Source organism: Bacillus alkalicellulosilyticus (assembly GCF_002019795.1).
GTDB classification, from domain to species: Bacteria; Bacillota; Bacilli; order Bacillales; family Bacillaceae_F; genus Bacillus_AO; species Bacillus_AO alkalicellulosilyticum.
The window spans coordinates 1,102,262-1,124,978 of the sequence record NZ_KV917381.1; the positions used below are offsets into that span (position 1 = coordinate 1,102,262).

General features: G+C 37.2%; 18 protein-coding genes and 1 riboswitch. Of the genes, 13 read left to right on the forward strand and 5 right to left on the reverse strand.

What is annotated here, in order from left to right; all coding sequences use genetic code 11:
* A riboswitch (purine riboswitch) is annotated at positions 1 to 101 on the forward strand.
* 88 nt (positions 102 to 189) lie between these two features.
* The 5 genes from BK585_RS05640 to add all read left to right on the forward strand — a co-directional run bounded on the left by BK585_RS05640 (position 190) and on the right by add (position 6,697).
* Positions 190 to 1,527, forward strand: a complete 1,338-nt coding sequence (locus tag BK585_RS05640; RefSeq protein WP_078556639.1) for a 5'-deoxyadenosine deaminase — start codon at positions 190 to 192, stop codon at positions 1,525 to 1,527.
* Between the two features lie 266 nt (positions 1,528 to 1,793).
* Entirely contained in the window at positions 1,794 to 3,035 is a 1,242-nt protein-coding gene (locus BK585_RS05645; RefSeq protein ID WP_170885487.1) for a Zn-dependent hydrolase, read from the forward strand.
* Between the two features lie 15 nt (positions 3,036 to 3,050).
* Positions 3,051 to 4,295 carry a pyridoxal-phosphate-dependent aminotransferase family protein gene (locus BK585_RS05650; RefSeq protein WP_281248878.1) on the forward strand — a complete coding sequence of 415 codons (1,245 nt, stop codon included), beginning with the start codon at positions 3,051 to 3,053 and terminating at the stop codon, positions 4,293 to 4,295.
* A gap of 33 nt (positions 4,296 to 4,328) precedes the next feature.
* Entirely contained in the window at positions 4,329 to 5,525 is a 1,197-nt protein-coding gene (locus BK585_RS05655) for an amidase (protein ID WP_078552509.1), read from the forward strand.
* Between the two features lie 146 nt (positions 5,526 to 5,671).
* A complete protein-coding gene (gene add / locus BK585_RS05660; RefSeq protein WP_245805788.1) occupies positions 5,672 to 6,697 on the forward strand; it encodes an adenosine deaminase in 1,026 nt (341 codons plus the stop codon).
* A 259-nt stretch (positions 6,698 to 6,956) separates the two neighbouring features.
* Here add and BK585_RS05665 read toward each other — a convergent pair whose 3' ends face one another.
* The 4 genes from BK585_RS05665 to BK585_RS05680 all read right to left on the reverse strand — a co-directional run bounded on the left by BK585_RS05665 (position 6,957) and on the right by BK585_RS05680 (position 10,650).
* Complete coding sequence (locus BK585_RS05665) at positions 6,957 to 8,903, reverse strand: DUF6449 domain-containing protein (protein ID WP_078552512.1); 1,947 nt, start codon at positions 8,901 to 8,903, stop codon at positions 6,957 to 6,959.
* Positions 8,878 to 9,780 carry an ABC transporter ATP-binding protein gene (locus BK585_RS05670; protein ID WP_078552514.1) on the reverse strand — a complete coding sequence of 301 codons (903 nt, stop codon included), beginning with the start codon at positions 9,778 to 9,780 and terminating at the stop codon, positions 8,878 to 8,880. Before BK585_RS05670 ends, BK585_RS05665 begins: the two co-directional genes overlap by 26 nt.
* Before the next feature lies 1 nt (position 9,781).
* Positions 9,782 to 10,162: a GntR family transcriptional regulator gene (locus BK585_RS05675; protein ID WP_078552516.1), complete on the reverse strand. Its 381-nt coding sequence runs from the start codon at positions 10,160 to 10,162 to the stop codon at positions 9,782 to 9,784.
* A 173-nt stretch (positions 10,163 to 10,335) separates the two neighbouring features.
* Positions 10,336 to 10,650, reverse strand: a complete 315-nt coding sequence (locus tag BK585_RS05680; protein WP_078552518.1) for a YbjQ family protein — start codon at positions 10,648 to 10,650, stop codon at positions 10,336 to 10,338.
* A gap of 156 nt (positions 10,651 to 10,806) precedes the next feature.
* Here BK585_RS05680 and BK585_RS05685 point away from each other — a divergent pair, with 156 nt between their 5' ends.
* The 3 genes from BK585_RS05685 (at position 10,807) to BK585_RS05695 (ending at position 13,624) form a co-directional block, all read left to right on the forward strand.
* Positions 10,807 to 11,697, forward strand: a complete 891-nt coding sequence (locus BK585_RS05685; protein WP_078552519.1) for a hypothetical protein — start codon at positions 10,807 to 10,809, stop codon at positions 11,695 to 11,697.
* 265 nt (positions 11,698 to 11,962) lie between these two features.
* Entirely contained in the window at positions 11,963 to 12,697 is a 735-nt protein-coding gene (locus BK585_RS05690) for a metallophosphoesterase family protein (protein WP_078552520.1), read from the forward strand.
* Positions 12,698 to 12,715: 18 nt separating this feature from the next.
* Entirely contained in the window at positions 12,716 to 13,624 is a 909-nt protein-coding gene (locus BK585_RS05695; RefSeq protein ID WP_078552521.1) for a phosphatase PAP2 family protein, read from the forward strand.
* Between the two features lie 223 nt (positions 13,625 to 13,847).
* Here the strand turns inward: BK585_RS05695 and BK585_RS05700 are convergent, their stop codons facing one another.
* Entirely contained in the window at positions 13,848 to 15,593 is a 1,746-nt protein-coding gene (locus BK585_RS05700) for a glycoside hydrolase family 13 protein (protein WP_078552522.1), read from the reverse strand.
* Between the two features lie 202 nt (positions 15,594 to 15,795).
* Here BK585_RS05700 and BK585_RS24970 point away from each other — a divergent pair, with 202 nt between their 5' ends.
* The 5 genes from BK585_RS24970 (at position 15,796) to BK585_RS05725 (ending at position 22,612) form a co-directional block, all read left to right on the forward strand.
* Positions 15,796 to 17,574, forward strand: coding sequence for a methyl-accepting chemotaxis protein (locus BK585_RS24970; protein WP_170885488.1), 1,779 nt, complete (start codon positions 15,796 to 15,798; stop codon positions 17,572 to 17,574).
* Positions 17,575 to 17,803: 229 nt separating this feature from the next.
* Positions 17,804 to 19,093 (forward strand): sugar ABC transporter substrate-binding protein, encoded by a 1,290-nt coding sequence (locus BK585_RS05710; protein ID WP_078552524.1) that lies wholly within the window; start codon positions 17,804 to 17,806, stop codon positions 19,091 to 19,093.
* 78 nt (positions 19,094 to 19,171) lie between these two features.
* On the forward strand, positions 19,172 to 20,473 hold the full coding sequence (locus BK585_RS05715) for a sugar ABC transporter permease (protein ID WP_078552525.1): 1,302 nt from the start codon (positions 19,172 to 19,174) through the stop codon (positions 20,471 to 20,473).
* A complete protein-coding gene (locus BK585_RS05720) occupies positions 20,473 to 21,315 on the forward strand; it encodes a sugar ABC transporter permease (RefSeq protein ID WP_078552526.1) in 843 nt (280 codons plus the stop codon). Before BK585_RS05715 ends, BK585_RS05720 begins: the two co-directional genes overlap by 1 nt.
* Positions 21,316 to 21,583: 268 nt before the next feature.
* Complete coding sequence (locus BK585_RS05725) at positions 21,584 to 22,612, forward strand: LacI family DNA-binding transcriptional regulator (RefSeq protein WP_078552527.1); 1,029 nt, start codon at positions 21,584 to 21,586, stop codon at positions 22,610 to 22,612.
* Positions 22,613 to 22,717 lie beyond the last annotated feature (105 nt).

The following is a 22,717-nucleotide window of genomic DNA, read 5'->3' on the forward strand; positions in this document are numbered from 1 at the left end:
AAAAAAAATTTAATCATTTTTCGTATAACCTCAATAATATGGGTTGAGGGTTTCTACTAAGGTACCGTAAATTCCTAGCTACGAAGAATATGTGAGTTCATGCATATTTTTCGTAGCTTTATGTTTGTAAAGCAACTAGATTGTATTCGAATCGGTAATAACACAAATAGAAAGAGTGGAGTGGTTGTTGTGCCTACGATTTTAATAAAAAACGCTGAGATCATTACGATGAATGAGAAGGAAGAGGTTTTTATTGGTGATATTTTAATAGAAAATGATCGAATTAAAGCCATTGGAAAAGAGGTATCTGCTCAAGGAATCGATAAAGTCATAGATGCCCGTAATCGAACCGTAATTCCAGGATTTATTCAAACGCATATTCATCTATGTCAGACTCTTTTCCGGGGAAAAGCGGATGATTTAGAATTAATGGATTGGTTAAAGAAAAGAATTTGGCCGCTAGAAGCTGCTCATGATGAAGAATCGATATACTACTCAGCCTTACTTGGGATTGGAGAACTTATTCAAAGTGGAACGACCTCTATTGTTGACATGGAAACCGTTCATCATACTGACTATGCGATTCAAGCGATCGCTGAAAGTGGAATTCGAGCCTTAACTGGTAAGGTTATGATGGACAAAGGACAAGAAGTACCAGAACGCTTACAAGAAAAAACATCGGAGTCGATTCAGCAAAGTGTTGATTTATTAGAAAAATGGCACATGTATGATAATGGAAGAATTCAGTATGCCTTCTCACCGCGCTTTGTGGTGTCATGTACGGAGGAGCTCTTGAGAGAAGTTGGTCATTTGTCTAGTCATTACAACGTGAATGTTCACACACATGCTTCTGAAAACCGTGGTGAAATCGCAATAGTTGAACATGAAACAGGGATGCGTAACATTGCCTATTTAGAGCATATAGGCCTAGCAAATGAAAGATTAATACTAGCTCACTGCATTTGGTTAGATGAAAATGAAAAGCGGATTATTAAAGAAAAAGGAGTAAAGGTAAGTCATTGCCCAGGTTCTAACATGAAACTTGCATCAGGAATTGCAGAAATTCCTCATCTTTTAGAACAAAACATTTCTGTCAGTTTAGGTGCAGACGGGGCGCCTTGTAATAATAACTTAGACATGTTTAATGAAATGAGATTAGCTGCTCTTATTCAAAAGTCAGTACATGGTCCTACTTCGATGGACGCGAGGACTGTATTTAAAATGGCGACGATTGGCGGTGCCAAAGCAATGGGAATGGCTCATGAAATTGGCAGTATTGAAGTTGGAAAAAAAGCGGACTTGGCTATTTTAAATTTACAAGATTTCCATAGTTTCCCTTCCTATGGGGTTGACCCGATTTCAAGAATCGTATATTCAGCTTCTAAGTCCGATGTGGAGACAACGATAATTAATGGAAGAGTCGTAATGGAAAACCGCATCATAAAAACCATGGATAAACACACGGTTCTTCAAGAAGCCAATATTGCCATTGGGCGTTTGAGTAAAAGAATCACAACGCTGATATAATAGGACCCCTTTAGTGTCTTACCCTACTTTTGTTCAAAACTTGGGAAAGCAGTGCCACCGAATAATTTTTAGTAGAAATTCTAACAAATTACATGAAATGCTGCATAACCGTTATGAACTAATGAATGGAATTTTACGTAATGGATTGGTTAGTGTCACTAAAATAGCTGCCTTTTTTTAGATGGAATAAATAATGATTTATATTGCTTATTTTTATAAAATGTGGCTAGATATCGGTCGCACATGTATCGCTGAAGGGAGCGTGTATGTTGAGTATACCTCATGAAATAAATCAAAAACGACTATGGACCACGTTGATGGAATTAGCTGAAATTGGTGCTGCTAGTCCGCAATGTGGAATTACTAGACTTTCTCTTAGTAAGGAAGATTTAGAGGCCAGAGAATATGTAATAACCTTAATGAGGGATTGTGGTTTGGATGTACGTGTTGATGCAATCGGAAATATTATTGGGAGATTACAAGGTACTAATGTAAAAGCAACTACAGTTCTTACTGGTTCTCATATTGATACCGTTCCCCAGGGTGGTATTTTCGATGGAGCATTGGGGGTGCTCGGCGCGATTGAGGCTGTTCGAACATTAATAGAAAATGAAGTGAAGCTAACTCATTCGATTGAAGTGGTGTCATTTACTGATGAAGAAGGTACGAGATTTGGGAGTGGATATATCGGTAGTAAGGGAATGGCCGGGAAACTAAATGAATCTGTTTTTCAGCTAACGGATGAACAAGGTGTTTCGTTAAAGGCTGCTTTGCGAGATGCAGGTTTTAATCCAGAGATGTATCAAAGTGCGTATCGAGACACAAAAGAATTTAAAGCCTATATTGAGCTCCACATTGAACAAGGAAAGGTCCTTGAAGAACATGGATTACCTGTAGGAGTAGTGACGGATATTCAAGGTCCTGTATGGTTGGATATTACGCTTCATGGTAGCCCTGATCACGCTGGGGCTACTCCGATGTATATGAGAAAAGATACAGGCGTAGCCACGGCGGAAATCATTTTAGAGATTGAGGAGATTGCTAAAGAGTTTGAGGGAGTCGGTACAGTGGGAAAGTTACGATTTGAGCCTGGTGGTGTAAATATTATTCCAGGAAAAGCCTTGTTTTCTGTAGACCTTCGTCATGTTGATAAAGAGATGCGTTCAAAGATGGTAACACGAGTAAAAGAAACTGTCGAGCGGGTTTGTAAAAAACGAGGGATGACTGCTGAAACGATTGTAAAAAAAGAAGTAGATCCTATAACATGTTCTAGTGACATAATTGAGGTCATTGAAAAGGCATGTTCACAAATTCAGCTCAAGACGATGAGACTTCAGTGTGGAGCGGGTCATGATTCTTTAATCATGGGTAAGGTTACGAAAATGGGGATGATTTTTGTCCGGTCAAAAAACGGATTTAGTCATAACCCAAAAGAATGGTCAGAGCAGGAGGACTGTGTACTAGGCACACAAGCATTATTAAATACATTAGTCCTTTTAGCCCAATGATGGGAGGTGTCTATTATGCTTGCTAAAAAAATGTATGTTCCTTCCAGGATAATTATGACTCCAGGACCTGTTGAGGTTGACCCAAGAGTATTACAAGCAATGTCATCGTCAATCCTTGGTCAATTTGATCCTAATTTCACATCTTTAATGAATGAAACAATGAAGCTATTAAGAGAAGTATTGCAAACGAAAAACGAATGGGCCTTCCCAGTAGATGGCACATCTCGAGCTGGTATTGAAGCAATGTTATGTAGTCTAATTGAGGAAGGTGACCGTGTACTTGTTCCATCCTATGGCAGGTTTGGTGGCCTATTAGCTGAAATAGCTGAGCGATATGGAGCTAATGTTCAGACGATGCACTGTGAGTGGGGAACGGTATTTGATCCTGAAGCGATTATCGGTGAGATAAAAAAAGTAAAACCAAAAGTTGTTGCTCTTGTTCATGGCGACACATCGACAGGAAGAATGCAACCACTAAAAGACATTGGGTATGCCTGTAGAGAATTGGGCGTATTGCTCGTTGTTGATGCAGTCGCAACAGTTGCCGGAACGGATGTAAGAACTGACGAATGGTGTATTGATGGATTGATAACGGGTACACAAAAATGCATCTCAGTACCTTCTGGTATGGCACCACTTACGTATAACGAACGGGTGGAAGACATTTTAGCTCAAAGAAAATCAATTGAAAAAGGATTGGCTAGTCAAGAACAGGTCATGATGAATAATAGAAGAATTAAAAGTAACTACTTAGATTTAAGTCAGCTCCAAGAATATTGGAGTCCTACTAGATTAAACCACCATACTGAAGCGACCTCTATGTTATACGGATTATATGAGGGGCTTCGTCTTATTTTAGAAGAAGGCCTTGAACAGAGATTTGCTAGGCATAAACAAAATGAACAGGCATTAATTGCGGGGATTGAAGCGATGGGACTATCATTGTTTGGTGACCCTTCTTGTAAAATTCCAACGGTTACTTGTGTCAAAATACCAGAAGGAACTAACGGAGAATCAGTCAGAGCCATGTTATTAGAGGATTTCAGCATTGAAATTGCTAGTTCGTTTGGTCCATTGCACGGAAAGATATGGAGAATAGGTACGATGGGATATAGTAGTCAAAAGAAAAATATATTAGTCACACTTGGCGCCTTAGAGTCGGTTCTCCTTCACCATGGTGAGAAAGTGAATGTAGGTGAGGCAGTTCAGGCTGCATTACGAGTGTATCATAGTGGTTTTGCACTAGGTGTAGAAAAATAAGTGCGACAAAGCAAAAGAAATAGGGAGGATATTGTGAAGAACAGCTATCATGCATTTGTTCAAGAAAATGTTGAGATTATGCCAACCCAGTCAGGAGAGCTGTCGGGACTATCATTTGCTGTTAAGGATGTTTATAACATAAAAGGTGTGACTGCTAGTGCGGGTAATCCAGATTGGCTTCGAACACATAAACCTGCAAGTTCTCATGCTAGTTCTATTGAGTGCTTACTAAATCATGGAGCCAAATTAAAAGGGACCACAATTACAGATGAGTTAATGTATAGCTTAAATGGTGAGAATGTTCATTACGGTACACCGATTAACCCAAAGGATCCAAGACGAATTCCAGGTGGCTCATCAAGTGGTTCGGCTGTGGCTGTTGGAGCAAAGCTTGTTGACTTTTCGCTTGGGACAGATACAGGTGGTTCAGTTCGAATACCAGCTTCCTATTGTGGTATTTATGGCTATCGTCCTTCACACGGAGCTGTCTGCATGGATGGTGTTATCCCGTTAGCTCCTAGCTTTGATACGGTTGGCTGGATGGCTAGAGAACCTGAATTATTACTTACCATTGGAAAGGTATTGCTTAAAGGGAGTGTATCCATACAAGAGGATACTATCGGGACAATGCTAATTGGAAGGGATGCATGGACACTAGCAGATGAAAGAAGTCGAACCACACTAGCTCCTATTCTTTCACAACTAAAGGACAGGGTAACTCACTTTGACGAGGTGACGATTTCAGAAGAGGGTCTTTCTGAATGGATGGATGTTTTTCGTATTTTACAAGGAATTGAAATATGGGAATCTCACGGGACATGGATTGAAACGGTACATCCGACATTTGGACCTGATATTGCTGAACGGTTCCACTGGGCGAGCACATTAAATGTTGATGAACGAGAAACAAAAAATATGATTAGAAAAAAAATTAATGATAGAATGTCTGCTCTACTAAGTGGGAACAAGATATTGGTAGTTCCAACGGTTCCTGGAATCGCATCTTTTCTGAATCAAACAGGGCAGGAAATTGAGAAGCGACGGGCTCAAACATTACAATTATCCTGTATTGCTGGATTGGCAGGGCTACCTCAAGTTACCATACCTGTTGCACAAGTTGAGGGCGCACCACTTGGAATATCTGTTATAGCCGGTCGACACCAGGATTTATCTCTACTTCAATGGGTTGTGGAGCACAAGAAAATATGGCAAAAATGCGATGAAACCTAGTGACTGTATGGAATGGTGGAAGTAGTGATCTTTTTTTGAGTTCATTTATTAATAAACAAAGTAAGAATTATTTACAATTAAGGTGATGAATTCTTCTCTTTCAGACAAAATAGAAGAAAGAAACTGAATTAGAGGAGGGTTGAATGATGAAAGAGTTCATTAAAACAATGCCAAAGGTTGACTTGCACCTCCACCTCGATGGAAGTGTGAAACCGAGTACTTTACTAGAACTAGCTTCACAACATGGAATTCAGTTGCCTACAACGAATAAACAATCGTTAGTATCTTTTATGCAGATTGAGGATGAATGCAAAAGCTTAACAGAGTATTTAAAAAAGTTTGACCTCGTGTTACCTGTTATGCAAACGATTGAAGCGATTGAACGTATAAGCTATGAAGTTGTCGAACAAGCGTCTTTTGAAAACTGTAAGTATATAGAAGTGCGCTTTGCCCCTCAACTTCACCGAAACAAGGGACTTTCCATAGAAGAGGTGATGACTGCTGTTCTTCGAGGATTGGAGCAAGGACAAAAGCAGTTTGGGGTGATATCGAGGGCTATCGTGATTTGTATGCGTCATCAGTCTGTTGAAGAAAATATAGAAGTGATAAGAGCTTCATCAAAGTATTTAGGAACGGGTGTAGTTGGGGTTGATTTAGCGGGGAACGAAGCCTCTTATCCAGCGCGCATGCATCAAGAAGTTTTCAAGGTAGCTAATGAATATCACCTCCCGATAACGATTCACGCAGGTGAAGCCGCAGGTCCTGAAAGTATATATGATGCGGTCACATATTTAGGGGCAGACCGTATTGGTCATGGGATTCGCTTGAAGGAGGATGGTTCGCTTTTTGAAGTCATAAAACAAAAGCAAATTCCGCTTGAAATGTGTCCTATCAGTAATATTCAAACAAAAGCGAGTGAAAGCTGGGAGCACTATCCTCTAAAAGAATACTTTGAAAAAGGGTTACTTGTTACGGTGAATACCGATAATCTAACGGTTTCCAACACTACGATTACAAAAGAATATGAAACGATTGCCGAAAATTTTTCACTTTCCACTAAGGAAATCTGTACACTTATCATGAATGGGGTGGAGGCTGCCTTTTTACCACTCAAAGAGAAACAGCAGTTAGCAGATGAATTCTCTCGGAGCTTTTCTAAGATTCTTCCATAAGCAAAGAGAGTGAGACAAAAGGTTGTATTTTACCTTTTGTCTCACCCTCTAGTTTCTTAACGGACACAGATGCCTCTATTTTTACTGGAAATCGATTTTTTTGGTTGTATCGGACACAGGATCCCTTATTTCTCAAAAAAGAGTAAGAAGTAAGCTATTTTTAATGAAATAAGGTCACTGGTATCTGTTAGATTCATAAAATCACTAAAAATCGTAAAATAAGGAATCTCCTGTCCGTTAGGGAATTATCAGCGTTTTTTTATTCAAGAAAGGCTGGGATGTTGTCGCTATCAAACCCGCCATAAATGATGTCGCCTTCTTTTGTTATAAATTTAACGTAGTAGATTGCATTTCCGTAATCTGTGACAGTTGCTAAAATTTCTTTAATTTCGGCCTCATTCTTGATTTCTTTGATTGTAGGATTCAAGCCGCTCGTAAATACTTCCTCTGAAAACATTTGATATTCAGGAGTGGAGGAGAGTGTAGCCACTTCCATGCTCAGAATATCTTGAGGTTGCAGCATAATTTGTGAAAGATATCCTTTTTCATCAAGCCATTGTTCCACATGTGTAAAATCTGTTAGCCAGTCGCTGTCTATTGTATCAGGTTCATTATCATTACTATGAAGACTAAATGAGATGTGCCCCATTCTATTAGTGTTATAGTCGTTAGCATAATATTCTAAGTTTTGTATATCCTGAATGTATGCCTCTTTGAATTCTTCAATTTCTACAGGTGTTTGTATATATAAATCATGTCTTTTGTTTCCTGGAGAGTAGGAGTATAACGATATTCTTGTCACTTGCGATTTTAATTTATCTAGTTGAAATATGTTATTTTTATATTCTTCAATATTTACGATTTTACGTAATTCTTCAGTTAGAAGTGAGGAGTCAACCATATACCTTCTAGACATTTTAGTTCCATTATTTAACTTATACGTTATATCTATCGGATTATAATAATAATTAGAAGTATTAATATCTCTATTGTTAATAATCGCTTCGTGCAATTGATGAACGGCCTCAATAAACTCCTTATCATCAATAAATTGATAGTCGGTATATGGATGATAGATGACATGACCTAAGTTATCCGCGAAATGAACTTCTTTTATTTTCTCAACTGGGGGAATCTTTGTTTCAAACCCTAAGACATCAAAATGAATTACGGTCATTAATAAAGCGATAGCAATTCCATATCCTGTTAACCCCTTAAGAATGGACAACTGGAAGACTCTCCACGTTTTTCTTAGTACAATTTCTCCGACTAGGTAACCTATAACCGCACCAACGATATATCCAAAAATTACCCAACCTAGCTGGTGATTTTGAATCGATGAGAAGTAGGCACCCATCATGAGCATGGAGCAAAACGTCACTCCATATTTAAAAATCGGTTTTAGACTCGAGAAAGAAATGGCATCTGTAGCTGTCTCGATATGTCTAAATTTATAAAGGGTGTAAGTAATCGCAAATAAGACCAAGGAAAGACCGGCATATATTAGAATTTCAAAAATTGCTATTGCATCATAAGGGTATCCGAAAAGCCTAGTGAATGGTGATAGCCTTTCAATTTGGTCTGTATAAAAGGCTTCTGAATAACCAAATAAATGGATACTTAAATGATAACTTACTAGGCTTAAAAGTCCTACTGGAAGGAACAAAAGGATATAAGTTAAAATTCCTTGCACCACTGATCCACCTGTAATCATTCCAATAAGTGAAGTAAAGACAAAAAGGAAAATAGTGATTACCGTAATAGTGCTAATCCAATAGATGAGTTCACTATTTGAAACAAGATGTAACTTAGGGTTTACTGAACAAATCACCCAAGTTATTATTCCAATAAGCCAGAAAGGGACAAGCAACAACAACAACCCACTTATCACATTGTGAGAGTATAATACGCCACGTTTAATTGGGAAGCTGTGAGTGATGTCTGCCGCTTCTTTAACATGTAAGTATCGAAATATAAATACACCAGCAAAAATAGGAATCGTAAATAGAAACAGAAATTGTCCATCCATCTCACGTAAAATATCTTCTGAATAATGAAAAACAAATTCTTCCTCCGAGATTCGCATTAGCAATTGTAAAGGAGCAGTAAAGAAGAAACCTAGGAAATAAACGATACCGATCCAACCATGTTGCTTAAAATTTTGAATAAGTAATCTTGAATTATAAGAAAATGTTTTTGAATTCATAGCCTACACCGCCCATTTCGTAAATAAAGATTTCTTCTAGCGTAAGTGGTAGTAAATCAAACACTGCTGGTTGTAGAGGAGCAATTGTTTTTTGGATGTCGTCTTCTGATGCTCGGATAACTAAGAGTGATACACTCCCTCTTGTTTCTTGATGAAGAACTGTAAGGGAAGAGAGTACTTCTTTTTCCTGTTCAGGAGAGGAGAAGACAATTTGTACTTTATGGGTATCTGCTTTTAAATCATCTAAATCCTTTTCAATTAGTAATTTACCGTTATGCATAATTCCGACATGGTCACAGATATCCTCTATTTCTCGTAAATTGTGAGAAGAGATGAGAACGGTCATTTCTCGTTCTGCCACATCCTGAAACAGTAGATTTTTTATTTTTTGACGCATAACAGGGTCAAGACCATCAATTGGCTCGTCTAAAATAAGAACATCTGGCATTGTTGATAGAGCTAACCAAAACGCTACCTGTCGTTGCATTCCTTTAGAAAGTCGGTGTATTTTTTTTGTTTGTTCAATCGTAAAAACCTCTTGTAAACGTTGGAATCGCTCTTCATTCCAATTGATGTAGAAGCTTCGATAGTAATCTGCCATTTGCTTAATTGTCGATTGTGGTAAAAAGTAAAGAGCGTCGGGAATATATACGACACGTTGCTTCATTGCTACGTTTTCAAAAATCGGTTGTCCTTCGATGGCGACGCTGCCCTTGTCTTGTCTATAAATGCCGACTATCGTTTTGATTAAGGTTGTTTTTCCGGCACCGTTAGAACCGAGCAATCCATAGATAGTTCCTTTTTTTACAGTTAAGCTTAATCCACTTACTGCTTCTTCATGTTCAAATCGTTTGTATACATTTTCTACTTTAATCATGTTATTCTCCCCCCTCGGTCTTCGCTTTGGCTTTTTTGAACAAGGTTAATACTCTTTTTTCACTAAGTCCGAGAAAAATAGCTTCGGTTAAAAGCTTTAGTAAATCCTCTTCAATAGACTTTAGTTTATCGTTACTTGGCATCGTCTCTACAGGAGAAACATAATAGCCTTTTCCAATAAATGAGTATAAATAGCCTTGCCTTTCAAGCTCTCGATATGCTTTTTGAATGGTGTTTGGATTTACGGTAATCTCACTTGATAATGCGCGAACAGATGGTAGCTTTTCATCTGCTGATAAGACTTGATTAATGATTAGTTCTTTAATTTTCTCCACAATCTGTTCAAATATCGGACTTCGATTTCTCGGGTCAAATTCAAACAAAATCCTCCCCACCTTTTCTTATAAAGTAACTAACTGTATTAAGTATCATAATACAGTTAGTATTGTAGCAGTTGACGAACCTTTTGTAAATCGGTTTTTAGTAAATATTTTCCTAAGAATATAAAAAGAGGATTGGTCAAAGGATTTTCCCCTTTTTCCAACCCTCTATAATATTACTTATAAGTTACTGCGGTCCCGGTTGCTACGCACATCATCATTCCATCACGAAGTGTTTCAAAATCTAGGTCTACACCAATTACAGCGTTGGCACCTAATGCACGGGCTCTTGCTTCCATTTCTTTAATTGCGATTTCGCGACCTTCAGCTAACTTACTTTCGTACGCGCCGCTTCTTCCTCCAATAATGTCTGTAATTCCAGCAAGGAAATCGCGAACGACATTAGCCCCCATAATCGCTTCGCCACTTACAATGCCGTGGTAGGTTACAATGTCCTTCCCTTGTAAGACGGGAGTAGTAGTAGTGATCATAACATTTCTCCTTTAAAGTGAAGTGCTTACTCTACCAATATACCATATTTTTCTAAAATGAAATCTAAATTTTTAGTGAGAGAGGACCCGACACAAATAGGTCAGGATATGGTAGGATGATATTATCGCAAAATAGTGAAGATAGGTGATGGAACGATGAAGAAATATATCATTCTAGGAATAGTGATTGTAGTGACAACGGCATGTGCTGCGGTTGAAGAAGCGGATGTTAAGAGGGAGCTTGACGTTGAAGTAGAAGAGGTAAGCAAGGCGATACCAACAATTGAAGAGAGAGAAACTTTTTTGAAATCAAATCAATATATTGTGGAATATGAATTAATAACAGAAGATGACACACTCAATACCAACCAGATGTCTGTAAGGATGAAAGATGAATTTGCCGATTTAAGTATTAGCGAACAATATTTATTTTTGGTCGATTTCTATGAAACTTTCAATGTCAAATTTGGTGAATTGCTTCCGAATGACTGGGATTTTCTTAACAGACTTAGTGTGTTTGTAGAAGACAACGAAATTCCAACGTATTGTGTGACATTGAGGACTTTTGAAGTCGTATCATACAATATAGGGATTGATCGGGAAGTAGGAGAGATGGCTGGTGACCATTTATTAGATATATTGGACCACCTCGATAAATCAGAAGTCTTATCAGGAAAAGAGGGGAATCAAGAGGATTCCTCCCCTACCATTTTTTCTGCTTCCGGCGAGCTCATACGGGAAAGTGAGTCTTGGCCTGGTGGAATGCCCTTTGCCGAGACATCAACAAACAGTAATACAAATGACTCTGAAACGTATATTGATGAAATGACTGGTAACGATTGGGTGTTGTTAACAGAAAATCAAAAATTCCATGGAGTTTCAAATGCGCTATATCACTTGGACATGAATGGATATACTATCGAAGAAAGTGAATACTTTTTTATAGAAGCATTGGATGCCTTTTATACAAGCGCTCCAATGATGGATGTTCCTGTTAGTGAGGCGTTACCTTCAATTGGTGTGATGGCTAATGCGATTAGGAAGTAAGAGGAGTACCTAAAAAACTTCGGTTAGTGCAACTAGTGATCATAGTGCTTCTGTGTCCGATGGAGAACAGAAGTCGGTCATTTTAATTACTACCACGAATCTATTCCTTCCTGTAGATATTTTAAGATTTCACCTATAAAGGCTTTTCATTACATCGATATTTTGCAAAAAACCTTCATTTCAGACAATTACTTTATAGTGTAAAGTTATACCGATATGGTATGATTAATATATATACCCTTACTTTATCTTAGATGGAGGAATTATGGATAAAATCGCAATTATTTCCGATATTCATGGTAATATTCCGGCTCTAGAGGCAGTAGTTACTGATATTAAAGAACGAAACATACAAACCATTTTTTGTCTTGGTGATATGGTTGGCAAAGGTCCACATTCGGAATTGGCCGTAGATTTTGTCAAAGCAACATGTGAAGTTGTCATACAAGGAAATTGGGACCAATTAATGCCTCAAAAACAAAAAGAAAAAGAGTTTGTTTGGCATCAAAAAAGGTTGGGTCTGCAAAGATTAAATTATTTAGCAAACTTACCTTTTTACCATGATTTTTATATGAGTGGTAAGTTGATTCGCCTTGTACATGCCTCTCCACAAAGTGTCCATCATAGGGTACAACCATGGGACTCATTAGAAAAGAAATTAGCGATGTTTGAAAGTACCGAGAATACAGATTATACATATCAAATGCCTGATATCGTTGGATATGGTGATATTCATAATGCCTTTATTCAACACATTGAAAAGAAAACGTTATTTAATAGTGGAAGTGTGGGTAATCCACTTGATGTTCCACAAGCTTCATATGTTATTTTAGAAGGACGATATCAGTCGGAAACGGAAGCACCAATTTCCATACAATTTACACGAGTTCCCTATGATGTTGACCTTGCGATACAAAACGCAATCGATGAAAAAATGCCGAAGTTACAAGAATACATTGACGAGCTTCGAACGGGTATTTATCGGGGATTAAAAAATTAATATCGTTTTGGAGGAAATATGAATCAAACAGACATTCTATCGGCTTTTACAAGTTGGCATAATCCATTTGCCAACTTCTTTGCTAGCATTTTTACTTTTATGGGGAATGAAGAATTTTATTTCTTAATCCTCCCATTGATTTATTGGTGTTTTTCAAAGCAAGTAGGCTTTCGCCTTTTTTATGTTTTCCTGCTATCAATGTATGTCAATTCTTTCTTGAAGATTCATTTTGCAGTAACGAGACCGATTGGAACAGATGGTATCACATCACTTTATGTATCATCGGCTGAGGTAGGAAGTCATTATCCGCATGATTCATTTCCTAGTGGCCATGCTCAAGGATCTGCTACACTTTGGGGCTACTTAGCTTATGTTATTAAACGTCGTTCCTTTACTTATTTTGCTTTTGCTCTTATTTTATTAATCTCTGTTTCACGTTTATATACGGGGTTACATTGGCCAATTGATGTGGTTGTTGGGATTTTACTTGGATTAGGGCTTGTTCTTTTATCAATGCAACTTCAACAGTGGATGACAGCTACCACCATTACAATGAAATGGATTATTGTGTTAGTCGCGCCAATCGTGTTGCTTATTCTCTTTCCACAAGACGAGGGAGTCAAGTACTCCGCTTTTTTGCTCGGAGCTGGAATCGGTTACTTACTTGAGAAAAAGTATGTTAATATGTTGATTTCTAGAAGTGTCTGGAGAAAATCAGTAGCCTATATCATTGGTGTTGCTGTCTTATTTACACTTCAAAGTGGATTAAAAGTTGTTTTTCCGGAGTTACTAGCGTTTGATTTTGTTCGATATGTACTTATAGGGATTTGGGGTTTAGTAGGAGCCCCTTATGTATTTGTATTGTTACGTATTTATCGGAAAGAGAAAATAGAAGATGCCACGGGGAAGCCTCCATTTAGTGCATAATATGAAGAGGGTGAGACAAAAGGTTGTATTTTACCTTTTGTCTCACCCTTTAAGCAATATGTGAAACCGCCACTATCTTTATGTTGGGTCATTCAAAAAGAAGAACGCTTCGCTGTAGTCATACTTTTTTTAAAAGAGGGCAGTGGCTTCGCACATTGCATCGAGGGCACTGTAAAAGTTTAAAACCGAACTTTTTCAGTGCCCTCCGGCTTTGCTGGTTTTCTTAAATCTTTAATATAGCAAAGTTGTATGGGGAGAGGGTCAGGTCTTTTTTTAATGTTTGTGTTTCTCCTGTCCATACATTTTTGCTTACAAGGTGTTGGTAGCCTTCAGGAATGGAGATGCTTTGAGATTCGGAACTGGAATTTAAGAAAAATAGAAAGACGCCTTTTTCGCTAATTTGTCTATAAACAATCGAATTCTTTTTATCACAAACCGAAAGAAACTCAGGGTTGGATGTGAATTTATAGTCTTTACGCAACTGAATGATTCGCTGTACAAAGGTATACATGTCTTGGTCCTGTTTTTCAATATCCCATATCATGCATTCGCGGCAACCTGGGTCAGTCTCACCAGCCATACCAATTTCATCTCCGTAGTAAATACATGGTGTTCCTGGTAATGAGAATTGAACGACTTTTTGTAACTTTACTTTTGCTTTGTTATTATGGCTAATTGTAAGAATCCTTGCTGTATCATGACTTCCAAGTAGATTAAACGCTACTTCATTGACATTATTCGGGTATTGATGAATCACTTTGTTTATTTGTTGGGTAAATTCAGAAGCCGTTAGCTTTTCTTTTGCTATGAATTCGGTTATTGCTGTAGTAAAAGGATAATTCATCACAGCATCGAATTGGTCCCCTTGAAGCCATGGCATCGAATCATGCCAGATTTCACCTAGGATATATAAATCAGATTTTACTGCTTTAACTGCTTTTCTAAAATCCTTCCAAAAAGCGTGATCCACTTCATTGGCTACATCTAATCTCCAGCCATCAATATCAAACTCTTCAATCCAATACGTGGCAACGGAAAGAAGGTATTGTTTCAGCTCTTCATTTTCCGTATTTAACTTTGGCATTTGAGGAACAAATGCAAAGGTGTCATAGTTTGCTTTTGGTGCTGTTTCTACTGGGAAGTTGCGAATATGAAACCAGTCTTTATATTTAGATTGCTCTCCTTTTTCTAAGACGTCTTGAAATGGTTCAAAATAAAAACCACTATGGTTAAATACAGCATCAAGCATAACTTTAATCCCTCTATCGTGACACGCTTGAACAAGTTTCTTAAACATGTCCTTATCTCCGAATTGCGGATCAATTTCCAAATAATCAATTGTGTCATACTTGTGGTTCGAATAGGCTTTAAAAATAGGAGTAAAATAAATACCATTAATTCCAAGGTCGACTAGGTAGTCTAGATGGTCAATCACACCTTGAAAATCACCACCAAAGAAATTAGTTGGTGTAGGCTCAGTACTTCCCCACTCTTGTGTGCCTTCAGGATTTATTTTAGGATCACCGTTAGCAAAACGCTCAGGAAAGATTTGATACCACACTGTATCCTTTACCCAATCAGGCGGTGAAAAGACATCCACTTTATTTAAAAAAGGAAAGCTAAAATAATAGCCACTATCAGTCGGAGCCTCAGAATAGAACCCTTTTTCTGTATAATACTGAGTAGATTCGTTATCTCTAATAACAAACCCATACCTAAGTCGGCGATATTCAGGTTGAATGAAACAAATCCAGTAATCAAATAAGTCATCAGCCCCAGATTTTCGTAATCGTAGTGTTGAAGTTTCCCAGCAATTTTCTTCATGATTAAAACTAAAAGGGTCACCATAAATAAGGTCTACGCTGTCAATATCATCTTTTTTTGTACGTAATCGGATATGCAATGTCTTTTCGTCATAAGCATAAGCAAATTCATTTTTAGGTCGATGGAAAATAGCTTCTTTAATCAAATTGCACGCTCCTTCTTTCATTTCTAATTAAAAGTATGTAAAACTAACATAGGTAAAATACATATCAGTTGTCAAGCGTTTGCACAAAAAAATAAGGTAATATTTTGTAAAAACAAGTTGAAACTGGTCGTAACTAGAATTATAATGACTATAGCACTACAATTAAGTGCAAACGATTGCGCTATTTAAATGGGGGGATATGATGAAGGTAGGAAGTAAGTTTAAGCGGGAAAACGTAAAGCGAAAAAAGAACCAGGCCAAAAAAACTATTACCGAGAATAGTAAGCGCTTTCTTTTGGTGCATAAGCTAATACTAGTTGTACTTGGTATCGTTAGTATTAGTATCATCTCAGGAATGCTATTACTTTCGAGTAATCAGACTGTAAAACAAGAAGTGTATAGTATTAATGAGTTAACCGATGTAAAGGACAAGTATACTAGTGTAATTAATGGAATAAACCAAATTGGTCTTTTTCAATATGACCTCCTTATCGATGGCTATTCAGAAACAAAAGCAAACCGACTTGGAAATGAAATAGAAAAAATAAACAATCAAGTTTTGGAGATAGATGAATTTATGAAAAGCGATAGTGAACTAGAAGCTTATTATAGTCATTTATCAGATGGGTTAGAACAATTTAATTACGTTTATGAAAATCTGCTGTCAGAACCTTTTGTAGGTGAGCGAGCAAATCGAATAAGGGTTGAAGCAGGCCAAAGAATAACTCGTGCTCTTCAAACTGTAGAAGCTGCTCATTCAAGAATTCAACCATATTTTGACCGACATTTTGATGAGAACGTAACCGTTTTAAATGATACATTAAATGAAAGTAAGCAAACACTATTGGCGGCAATCATCATTACAACTCTAGTTTCATTTAGTATCGTGTTTATCTTTGCAAGAAACTTAAACAAAGGAATAGCAGCTATTTCTCGTCGAATTGAAGCTTATCGCAAAGGAGACTTTACTTATGAAGCGACGATGAAACGAAAAGATGAAATTGGTGAGATTGACGCAGGCCTTGCAACGATGGCAGACCAATTAGCAAATGCCCTTAAGGCAAATATCGAATCGAGTAAGGAAATGTTAGAGGTTTCAATTGATGTTGGAAATCATACTCAATTAAATCAAAAAGCGTCTAATCAAATTGAACAATTAGCCAATGTCTTTAAAACAGATGCTAGGCAACAATTGGATTATGCAACTTCGATTTCTGCAGTAACTGAACAAGCGTCTGTTAGTTCACAAGAAATAGAACAAGCTGCAAATTCAATTAGTAGAAAAATGGAAGAGATGAATCGTGAAGCGAATGGTGGAACTACGTATATGATAGAAATGAGCGAATCAATTACAAAGGCTGTTGCTGAAACAAACGAGCTCTCAAGAAATATAACTGAAATTGTTTCAAGCATGGATGAGATAACTAATTTTATGGGAGAGATTGAAACGATTACAGGACAAACAAACCTGTTAGCTTTAAATGCTTCGATTGAGGCAGCAAGGGCTGGTACAGCAGGTAAAGGGTTTTCGGTAGTTGCAAATGAGATTCGTAATTTATCAAATCAAACAAATGACTTTGCAGACCAAATTAAGAAAATTATAGAGAATACCCAAGGAAATACACTGCATTTTATGAAACAGTTTGAATCGTTTAAAAACGTTGTGCAAACGGTTGTCTCTACTTCGGATGATGTTGTTCATATTTTTAAAGAAATTAGCAGTAAAAATTCTGACTTAACAAACGAAAATATAGAGATTGCGGAAGCGATTCAAGACATTTCTGCAGGTCTGCAGGAAGTGGCTTCTTCAACCGAAGAGCTAGTGGAATCTGCATCAAAACTAGTTGGTAGTTCAGTGGAGATTACTAACTTCACAACGGAACAATCAAAGATTTCTAGCGAATTAGTAACGAATATGAAGAGACTAGAAAGAGTTGCTGATAAGGTAAAAGAAAGTACAGGTAATATCAAAATAAAATAAAAAATATAGAAAAAAGCATTGTGTTTTTAGTATATAGGCATTATAATAAGTACAAATGATGCAAGCGATTTCATAGAGACTCTATCTAATCGCATTTTTTTAAAAGTTTATGCGCAATCGTTTGCTCTAATGATAGAGTGATTGTACATAATGAATTGATATTCTCTCCGATGGGAATGAATATCATAGAAAATTGCATTATTAATAAAGATATTAGGGGGAAGAAAACATGTTTAGAAAATCATCATTATTAATGTTGATGCTACTACTAGCAATTTCAATTATTGCTGCTTGTGGCGGAAATGACGGTGGAGAAGAAGCTCCAGCACCAGCTGAAACAGAAGACCAAGGTCAAGCAGAAGCTGAGGCAGAAGCTCCGGCAAAACCTGAATCATTAACAATTTGGGTAAATGACAATGAAGGACAATTAAGTGCAGTAAATCAAATTATTGAAAGTTATACAGCTGAAACAGGAATCGAAATTGAAGTTGTTCCAATGAACTTTGATGACCAAGTTGATAACCTTTCTCTAGATGGTCCGGCTGGTCAAGGTCCTGACGTGTTCATGCAAGCGCATGACCGAACTGGTGATATTCATTTACAAGGTTTAGCTGCAGAGCTAGATATTCCTGCTGATGTAGCTGGAACGTACTTCCAAAACGCATTTGAATCTTTCCAAGTTGAAGGCATTCAATACGGTGTACCAATTAAAGTAGAAACTTACGCTTTATATTATAATAAAGAGCATTTAGCTGAAGTTCCTGAAACAATGTCTGAATTAATGGAATTCGCAAAAGAATTTACAAGTGGTGACCAATATGGTTTCCTAGCAGACCCTGGTAACTTCTATTTCGTAAAACCATTCTTCACAGGTCCTGGTGGATACATTTTTGGTGGAGAGCCTGGTAACTTTGATTCTTCTGATGTAGGATTAGACAACGCTGGAGCAATTGAGGGTGGAGAGTTAATTCAATCGTGGGTAACAGACGGTTTAATGCCAGCTGATATGAATCTTGATAATGCAGCAGCCATTTTTGAAGATGGAAGAGCAGCTACAATTCTAAATGGTCCTTGGGCACTTAACACATTTAGAGAAGCTTTAGGTGATAATTTAGGAGTTGCACCACTTCCATTATTTGATAACGGTCAAGTACCTGATACATTCTCAGGTAACCATGGTTGGTTAGTATCTAACTTTTCTGAAAATACGTATTGGGCGACTGATTTCATCATCTTCTTAACAAACGAAGCAAATCAACAAACATGGTTTGAAGTTGCTGGTGAGATTCCTGCAAACCAAACAGTGGCTGAGTCTGATTTAGTTCAAGGTAATGAGCACATTGCTGGATTCGTTGAGCAGTTAGCTCATGCTGAGCCTATGCCAAACATTCCTGAAATGTCTCAAGTTTGGGCTCCAATGGCTGATGCACTTCAACTAATTTTACAAGGTGAAGATGTAACCGAAATTCTTGGTGAAGCAGTAGATGAAATTCATGAACAAATTGCTCTTCAGCAATAATAAATAGTGTGGGAGGGAGTAGCTTCCCTTCCACCTTTTTGATTACTAAGATGAGCAATAGAAGAGGAGGGAGCTTATATGTCAAATTCAAAATCTGAAGAACGTTTACCGCATAAAAAAGGCGTTTTACTAGCTACCCTATTATCAGTTATTTTCCCTGGACTAGGGCAATTTAAGAATCGTAGATATATAAAAGGTGCTATATTTTTCTTGTTTTCCGCATCTTTTTTACTTGCTTTAATGGACTTTATTACAGATGGGTATTGGGGAATTGTCACGTTAGGCACAGATCCTGCGATTCATGATTCTAGGTTTTTATTAATTAATGGGATATTGGCTATCTTTTTAACCGTACTATATTTATTCATATACGTATGGAATATTAAAGATGCACAGGCTGATGCTGAAAAGTTAGCAAAAGGGTGGAGAATTCCTTCAATTAAGGAATCATTTCATAATTCGTATGATAAAGCCTTCCCATATTTTTTAGTACTTCCAGGGTTCTTTATGTTAATGTTAACGGTCGTCTTGCCGTTATTGTTCTTAGTATTTGTCGGGTTTACAAATTACAGTCGTTACAATGCACCACCAAGAAACTTACTTGACTGGGTCGGATTTGAAAACTTTGTACAGCTTATTACTGTCCCGATTTGGAGAGAGACGTTTATCTCGGTATTGTCATGGACATTGGTTTGGACATTTGTAGCAACAACGTTACAAATTGCATTAGCCTTATTTTTAGCAATCCTTGTAAATGACAATCGTGTCCGTTTTAAACGATTAATTCGTACGGTTTTCATTTTACCGTGGGCCGTTCCAGGATTCGTTTCAATCCTTATATTTTCAGCATTGTTCCATGAAAGTTTCGGTGCGATTAACCGAGATATTATCCAGCCTATATTGGGAATGAACATCGCTTGGATGTCCGACCCTAACTGGACAAGGACAGCTATTATTATGTTGCAAGTATGGCTAGGCTTTCCATATGTGTTTGCTTTATTTACAGGAGTATTGCAAAGTGTATCAAAAGATTGGTATGAAGCAGCTGAAATCGATGGCGCCAATGGGTGGCAGAAATTCAGGACGATTACATTGCCGCACGTCTTATTTGCTACGGCACCATTACTCATTATGCAATATTCATTTAACTTTAATAACTTTAATATCATTTATCTCTTCAATGAAGGTGGACCCGCGGTGCGTGGTCAAAATGCAGGTGGTACGGACATTCTCATTTCGTGGGTGTTTAGTTTAACCTTCCAAAATCAACAATTCGGAATGGCAGCTGTTGTTTCGGTTATCATGGGGATATTTGTTGCAACCTTTGCATTCTTCCAATTCAGAAGGTCACGTTCATTTAAAGAGGAGGGGAAAATATAATGAGCAGAAAAACGAAATCAATGCTTCAAGTTACAGGCATCTATGCTGTCATTTTATTTATGTTCGCTGTCATTTTATATCCAATTGCATGGACTTTAGGAGCGTCATTTAACCCTTCTCCTAGTTTAGTAACAGCATCATTAATTCCAAACAATGCCTCTTTAATTCATTACGAGTGGCTCTTTACTAGTGAAAATAGTCGCTATGTAACATGGTATTGGAACACAATTAAAGTGGCTACTGCCAATGCAGTAATCTCAACGTTTCTAATTTCACTAGTTGCCTATGCATTTTCTCGTTACCGATTTGTTGGTAGAAAAAACGGAATGTATATGTTCCTGTTATTGCAGATGTTCCCAGCGATTATGGGAATGGTTGCTCTTTATATTATGTTAAGTGTATTTGGTCTCCTAAATAGCCTTGTAGGTTTAACACTTATTTATATCGGTACAGCGATTCCGTTAAATGCATTCTTAGTCAAAGGTTATTTTGATACGATCCCACGAGAACTTGATGAGTCAGCTAAATTAGATGGAGCCGGTCATTTCCGAATTTTCTTTACAATTATGATTCCATTAGCGAAACCAATTATAGCCGTTGTTGCATTATTTAATTTTATGGGTCCTTTCATGGACTTTATTTTACCAAGAATTTTGCTACGTACACCTGATAATTTCACATTAGCATTAGGGTTATATAATTTAGTAAATGATAGCTATGCATCTGACTTTAGCCGTTTTGCAGCCGGTTCGATTCTTGTTGCAATACCAATTGCAGCTGTATTCTTATTCTTACAACGTTATTTAATATCTGGACTTTCTTCAGGAGCTACGAAGGGATAATTCATTTTTCCTTTCGTTCCTGAGGGGGGAGATGCCTTATTATGGAATCCAAACTCCTACTCTTAGGTTTGAAAGTTTCATTCACAAGAGCAATAAACGTATTGTGAATGTTATAAATAGATGGACATTACTTCCCTTATAAAGATAGGTTATAAAGAATGAATAGTTGGTCGATAATTGTAGTAAAATAAATAATTGTGTATATCTTGCATTAGAGATAAAATAAGGATAGTAAATAATTACTATTTAATGTGTGGAGGGGATACCGGTGTCAATAACAATTAAAGATGTAGCAAAACTTGCGAATGTTGCTCCATCTACGGTATCACGTGTCATAGCTAATAGTTCTAGAATTAGTCAAAAAACAAAAGAGCGTGTGAGAGAAGCAATGGAGGAATTAGGATATCATCCTAACTTTAATGCCAGAAGCTTAGCCAATAAAAGCACGAATACGCTTGGTGTGATTATGCCTAATTCGGCTAAAGTTGCCTTTCAAAACCCCTTTTTCCCAGAAGTAATAAGGGGGATTACTGTAAAATCCCATCAAGAAAAGTATGGTTTATACTTATCAACGGGTCAAACTGAAGAGGAAATCCTCGATGAAGTGATGCAAATGGTGTACAGTCGAAGAGTCGACGGAATATTATTGTTATATTCTAGAGTTAATGACAAAGTGATGCCTTTTTTAATAGAACAAGATTTTCCGTTTGTTCTCATAGGTAGACCTTATAATGGTGATGGTTCAAAAGTTACATTTGTTAACAATGATAACCATAAAGCAGCAAAAACAGTTACTGAATATTTAATACTTTTAGGTCATAAAAAAATTGGTTTTATTGGTGGAAGCATGGACTATGTTGTTACATTAGACCATATGTCTGGGTATAAACAAGCTCTTGAAAACGCCAATATTCCAATAAAGGAAGAGTTTATTGTTCATCATGCTGAAGTGAAAGAGGGTGGACAAGATGCCATCATTGAATTGATGGCTCTTGAAGAGCGCCCAACTGCTTTAGTCGTAGCGGATGATATTATGAGTTTTGGTGTATTACGGATGTTGGAGGATATGGGTGTAAAAGTCCCAGATGATATATCACTTGTAAGCTTTAATAATGTGATGATTTCTGAGCTTTCTTCCCCGCCGATGACGACCGTTGATATTCATATTAATGATTTAGGCTTTAAAGCAACCGAATTATTAATTGATAAAATTAAACACCCGCAAGAGGATAGTAAGCAAGTGATTGTCCCTCACAATCTAATAAAGCGACAAACGTGTAAAAGAGTGAACGGCTAGAGATTGAGTTAAAAGTAAAAGCTGGAACAAAGGTAAACCTTTATGTTCCAGTTTTTTTATTTTGTGTTCAGAGGCTGTAAAATGAAAAAATAGATAATAATTTCA

Bases quoted from the DNA above. Each gene is read 5' to 3' on its own strand.
- BK585_RS05720 (WP_078552526.1), top strand. From the start codon at position 20,473: ATGAGCAGAAAAACGAAATCAATGCTTCAAGTTACAGGCATCTATGCT.
- BK585_RS05690 (WP_078552520.1), top strand. From the start codon at position 11,963: ATGGATAAAATCGCAATTATTTCCGATATTCATGGTAATATTCCGGCT.
- BK585_RS24970 (WP_170885488.1), top strand. From the start codon at position 15,796: ATGAAGGTAGGAAGTAAGTTTAAGCGGGAAAACGTAAAGCGAAAAAAG.
- BK585_RS05715 (WP_078552525.1), top strand. From the start codon at position 19,172: ATGTCAAATTCAAAATCTGAAGAACGTTTACCGCATAAAAAAGGCGTT.
- BK585_RS05695 (WP_078552521.1), top strand. From the start codon at position 12,716: ATGAATCAAACAGACATTCTATCGGCTTTTACAAGTTGGCATAATCCA.
- BK585_RS05665 (WP_078552512.1), bottom strand. From the start codon at position 8,903: ATGAATTCAAAAACATTTTCTTATAATTCAAGATTACTTATTCAAAAT.
- BK585_RS05680 (WP_078552518.1), bottom strand. From the start codon at position 10,650: ATGATCACTACTACTACTCCCGTCTTACAAGGGAAGGACATTGTAACC.
- BK585_RS05685 (WP_078552519.1), top strand. From the start codon at position 10,807: ATGAAGAAATATATCATTCTAGGAATAGTGATTGTAGTGACAACGGCA.
- BK585_RS05710 (WP_078552524.1), top strand. From the start codon at position 17,804: ATGTTTAGAAAATCATCATTATTAATGTTGATGCTACTACTAGCAATT.
- BK585_RS05650 (WP_281248878.1), top strand. From the start codon at position 3,051: ATGCTTGCTAAAAAAATGTATGTTCCTTCCAGGATAATTATGACTCCA.
- BK585_RS05645 (WP_170885487.1), top strand. From the start codon at position 1,794: ATGTTGAGTATACCTCATGAAATAAATCAAAAACGACTATGGACCACG.
- BK585_RS05670 (WP_078552514.1), bottom strand. From the start codon at position 9,780: ATGATTAAAGTAGAAAATGTATACAAACGATTTGAACATGAAGAAGCA.
- add (WP_245805788.1), top strand. From the start codon at position 5,672: ATGAAAGAGTTCATTAAAACAATGCCAAAGGTTGACTTGCACCTCCAC.